Source organism: Pseudoroseomonas cervicalis ATCC 49957 (assembly GCF_000164635.1).
In the GTDB taxonomy this organism is placed as follows: Bacteria; Pseudomonadota; Alphaproteobacteria; order Acetobacterales; family Acetobacteraceae; genus Pseudoroseomonas; species Pseudoroseomonas cervicalis.
Genome location: NZ_GG770783.1, coordinates 155,024 through 159,246 on the forward strand (window position 1 = coordinate 155,024; position 4,223 = coordinate 159,246).

Consider the following 4,223-nt stretch of genomic DNA (forward strand, 5'->3'; position numbering starts at 1 on the left):
CGCAAGCCGCTGCCGGTCGGCCCGCGCGACCGCGCGCTGCGCCGCGCCCGCACCTGCTACGACCATCTGGCCGGGGAGCTGGCCGTCGGCATGGCCGCGCGCATGGTGGCGCGCGGGGAGCTGGAGCTTTCCGCCGATGGCGGCGCGCTGACCGAGGCGGGGGCGGACTTCCTGGGCGGGCTCGGCGTCGATCTGCGGGCGGCCAGGGCGAAGCGCGGGCGGCTGTTCTGCCGCCCCTGCCTCGACTGGAGCGAACGCCGCCCGCACCTCGCCGGGGCGCTGGGCGCCGCTTTGTGCAGCGCCTGCCTGGACCAGGGCTGGCTGCGCCGCCTGCCCGGCACCCGCGCGCTCGCGGTGACGCCGGAGGGGGCGCTGATGCTGGGCCGCGCCTTCGGCCTGGCCGCCAGCCCGGGCTGAGGCGCCCTCCCTAGTTCGCCTGCGCCAGCAGCTTGCGGAACGCGCCATCCAGCGCGGCCAGCGCCGCGTCGATGCGGCCGCGGCGCTCCTCCGTCCAGCGCTGCTGCGCCGCCAGATCCTCCCGCGCCGCCGCCAGCATGCGGGTCATCTCCGCCGGCTGCGGCCCGCCGGAGGTGGCGCGGTTGCGGAGGATGGCGGCGGGGTCGAGGGCGGCGCGGAACGCGGCCTCGCTCATCGGCAGCCGGCCATCGGCGGTGCCCATCTCATGCCGCAGCGTCTCGGCATAGATCCGCTGCGCCTCGGCATAGGGGAAGTCGCTGGGGCGGATGTCCTGCGCCTTGGCGTGGTCGACGATGGCGGACGCGAAGTGATGCCCGACGCGGAAGGGCAGGCCATGCTGGCGCATCAGGAGGTCGGCGATCTCCTGCGAGGCGGTCCAGTCGCTGTTCAGCTCCTCCAGCGCCCGCTCCGGGCTGAGCACCAGCGCGCCCAGCACGCGCTCCCAGCTCTCCAGCATGCGCGTCGCGGCGGCCAGCAGCGCGGTGTTGTCGCGCACGCTCTTGGCGTCGTTCATGCCGGGCGGGATGTTGTGCGCCTGCAGCACCCGGCCGAAGCCCAGCGCGATGACGTTGGAGGCCTGGCCGCGCGTGTCGTTCAGCAGGCCGGGATTGCGCTTCTGCGGCATGGCGCTGGAGACATAGGTGTTGCCGCCGCCCTCCTGCAGCAGGATCCAGGGACGCGGCTGCGCATATTGCGTCATCACATCCTCGATGAAGGCGCCGGCATGCAGCGCCATGCCGGTGGTGACGGCGCCGAGCTCGGCGGGGATCTCGGCCGCGGCGATCTGCGCCGCGTCATAGGCATTGTCCACCACGGCCGGGAAGCCCAGCGCGCGCGCCATGCGCTCGCGGTCCAGCGGCCAGCTGGTGCCGTTCAGCACCGTGGTGCCCATGGGCGAGCGGTCGAGCCGGGCATAGGCCTGCTGCAGCCGCTCCGCATCGCGCTGCAGCCCGGCGATGTGGCCGAGCAGGTAATGGCCATAGCTGTTGGGCTGCGCCGCGACGCCATTGGTGTAGTTGGGCACGGCGGTCTCGCGGTGCCGCTCGGCCAGCGCCAGCATCGCCCCCGTGGTGCGGCGCAGCTGGTCGGACAGCGCCAGCAGCGCGTCGCGCAGCATGGCGGCGCGCACGGTGGAGAGCATGTCCTGGCTGGAGCGCCCGGCATGCAGCAGCGTGGCTTCCACCCCGGCGGCCTCGATCAGCAGCGGCTCGAAGGTGATGACCAGCGTGGGCCGGCGGCCGCCCGGCTGGTCGCCCGCCTGCAGCACGCGCTGCAGCCCGGCGGCGATGCGCGGCGCCAGCGCGCGATCGAGCAGCCCCTGCTCGGTGTTGATGACGGCGCTGGCCTTGTTGATCTCGCCCAGCCAGAAGAATTCGTCGCGGCGGGGCGCCTGGGCCTGCGGCGTGGCGGCGGGGGCGGGTGGGGTCATGCGGCTCTGTCCGGGGCTGGGCTGCGGCTGCGCCTGGGCGGGCAGGAACGGCGCGCAGCCCAGCAGCAGCGCACCCAGGCAGGGCCCAAGTTTCACCATGATGTCTGTTCCTCCCGCTTCGGCCGCGCCGGCGCGGCGCGCCAGCCTAGCGTGCGGCCGGGATTGGGGAAGCGGCGGGGCGGGGCGGAAATCTCACGGGGCCGTGACAAATCGGCCATGACACCGCGCCGCGCTTGCGCCGCGGGGTTCGCGCGGCGCAAGCAGGACAGCCGGGTCAACCATATCCCGCAGGGCGGGAACCCGGCGGGCAGGAGCGTCCCACGTCATGATGCAAGCCTTTTCCGCGCTCTTCGCGCCCCTGGCCTGGCTGCTGCGCAGCCATCCCTGGCTCTGCCTGCTGGGCTGCGCGGCGCTCGCGCTGCTCTCGGCCTATGAGCATTGGGGCCATGCCCTGGCCATCTTCACCTGCGCCGCCAGCATGATCCTGATGTGGCAGGATGAGCTCCGCCATCCAGCGCCCCTGGAGGCCCCGCCCGCCGCCTGAGGACGGCCGCAGCCCGCCAGGATGCTCACGTTTCCGAGAGGTCGTATGACCTGACCTCGCCGGACCCCCGGACGGGGTAGGCGGGGCTGGCGGGATGCGGTTTCCTGCGCGCCAAGGGCCCGACCGGAGTCACCCGGCGATGCCCAGCGTGAGGAGACTGCCATGCCCGTCACCGGGGAGATGCTGATCGGCGCCGCGACGCTGCGCGGGACCGAGGGCGACATCCACGCCGTCAACCCCGCCACGGGGGAGACCATGGCGCCTGCCTTCGGCGGCGGCGGCGCGGCCGAGGTGGAGCGCGCCTGCGCCCTGGCCGAGGCCGCCTTCGGCCCCTATCGCGAAACCACGCCGGAGCAGCGCGCTGGCTTCCTGGAGGCCTGCGCCCAGGCGATCCTCGACCTCGGCGACGCGCTGGTCGAGCGCGCCTGCGCCGAGAGCGGCCTGCCGCGCGGCCGCATCGAGGGCGAGCGCGGTCGCACCGTCGGCCAGCTGCGCCTCTTCGCCCAGGAGGTGCGCGATGGCGGCTGGCTCGATGCCCGCATCGACCCGGCCCAGCCGCAGCGCCAGCCGCTGCCGCGCGCCGATCTCCGGCTGCGGCAGATCCCGGTCGGGCCCGTCGCCGTGTTCGGCGCCAGCAATTTCCCGCTCGCCTTCTCGGTGGGCGGCGGCGACACCGCCTCGGCGCTGGCCGCCGGCTGCCCGGTGGTGGTGAAGGCGCATTCGGCGCATCCCGGCACCTCGGAGCTGGTCGGCCGCGCCATCCAGTCCGCCGTCAAGGCGTGCGGCCTGCCGGAGGGCGTGTTCAGCCTGCTGTTCGGCTCCGGCGCCAAGGTCGGCTCGGCGCTGGTGGCCGATCCGCGCATCCAGGCGGTGGGCTTCACCGGCTCCTTCGCCGGCGGCACGGCGCTGCTGAAGGTGGCGCAGTCGCGGCCGCAGCCCATCCCGGTCTATGCCGAGATGAGCAGCATCAACCCGGTCTTCCTGCTGCCCGGCGCGCTGGCCAAGCGCGCCGCGGCGATCGGCCAGGGCTTCGTCGGCTCGCTGACGCTGGGCGCCGGCCAGTTCTGCACCAATCCGGGCCTGGTGCTGGGCGTGGAGGGTGCCGCGCTCGACACCTTCGCCCAGGCCGCGACCGGCGCGCTGCAGGGCGCGGCGGCACAGACCATGCTGACGCCGGGCATCCACAAGGCCTATGTCGAGGGCGTGGCCCGTCTGGCCAGCAACAACCGGGTGCAGAGCCTGGCCGAGGGCGTCGCCGGCCCCGGCCCCTATCAGGGCCGCGCCGCCCTGTTCAGCACCACGGCCGAGCATTTCGCCGCCGACCATTCGCTGCTGGAGGAGGTGTTCGGCGCCGCCTCGCTGATCATCCGCTGCCCGGACGAGGCGACGATGCTGCGCCTGGCGCAGCAGATCGAGGGCCAGCTGACCGCCACCATCCAGATGGAGGACGAGGATCTGGAACTGGCGCGCCGCCTGGTGCCGGTGCTGGAGCGCAAGGTCGGCCGCATCCTGGTCAATGGCTACCCAACCGGCGTCGAGGTCGGCCACGCCATGGTGCATGGCGGGCCGTGGCCCGCGACCTCGGATGGCCGTACCACCTCGGTCGGCACGCTGGCGATCCGGCGCTTCCTGCGCCCGGTCTGCTACCAGGACTTCCCCGAGGCGCTGCTGCCCGAGGCGCTGCGCCCGGGCAACCCGATGCGGCTCTGGCGCCGCACCGACGGCGTGCTGGGCCGCGACTGAGGGCGGCGGGCCGGGTTCGCCCCGGCCCGC

General features: G+C 74.2%; 3 protein-coding genes and 1 pseudogene. 3 read left to right on the top strand and 1 reads right to left on the bottom strand.

The annotated features are described in order from the left end of the window. A pseudogene (locus HMPREF0731_RS17990) lies at positions 1-417 on the top strand (hypothetical protein); the annotation flags it as partial. A gap of 10 nt (positions 418-427) precedes the next feature. Here HMPREF0731_RS17990 and HMPREF0731_RS17995 read toward each other — a convergent pair. Beyond that, the gene (locus HMPREF0731_RS17995; RefSeq protein WP_007005618.1) at positions 428-2,005 is read right to left on the bottom strand and encodes a lyase family protein; all 1,578 of its coding nucleotides are present in this window, start codon (positions 2,003-2,005) and stop codon (positions 428-430) included. A gap of 226 nt (positions 2,006-2,231) precedes the next feature. Between HMPREF0731_RS17995 and HMPREF0731_RS18000 the strand changes: the two genes are divergently transcribed. Next, positions 2,232-2,450, top strand: a complete 219-nt coding sequence (locus tag HMPREF0731_RS18000) for a hypothetical protein (protein WP_007005620.1) — start codon at positions 2,232-2,234, stop codon at positions 2,448-2,450. Between the two features lie 162 nt (positions 2,451-2,612). Further along, entirely contained in the window at positions 2,613-4,193 is a 1,581-nt protein-coding gene (locus HMPREF0731_RS18005) for an aldehyde dehydrogenase (NADP(+)) (RefSeq protein ID WP_007005621.1), read from the top strand. The last annotated feature ends 30 nt before the right edge of the window (positions 4,194-4,223 follow it).

Excerpts from the sequence above, each read along its gene's own strand:
- HMPREF0731_RS18000 (WP_007005620.1), top strand. The coding sequence starts at position 2,232 with ATGATGCAAGCCTTTTCCGCGCTCTTCGCGCCCCTGGCCTGGCTGCTG.
- HMPREF0731_RS18005 (WP_007005621.1), top strand. The coding sequence starts at position 2,613 with ATGCCCGTCACCGGGGAGATGCTGATCGGCGCCGCGACGCTGCGCGGG.
- HMPREF0731_RS17995 (WP_007005618.1), bottom strand. The coding sequence starts at position 2,005 with ATGGTGAAACTTGGGCCCTGCCTGGGTGCGCTGCTGCTGGGCTGCGCG.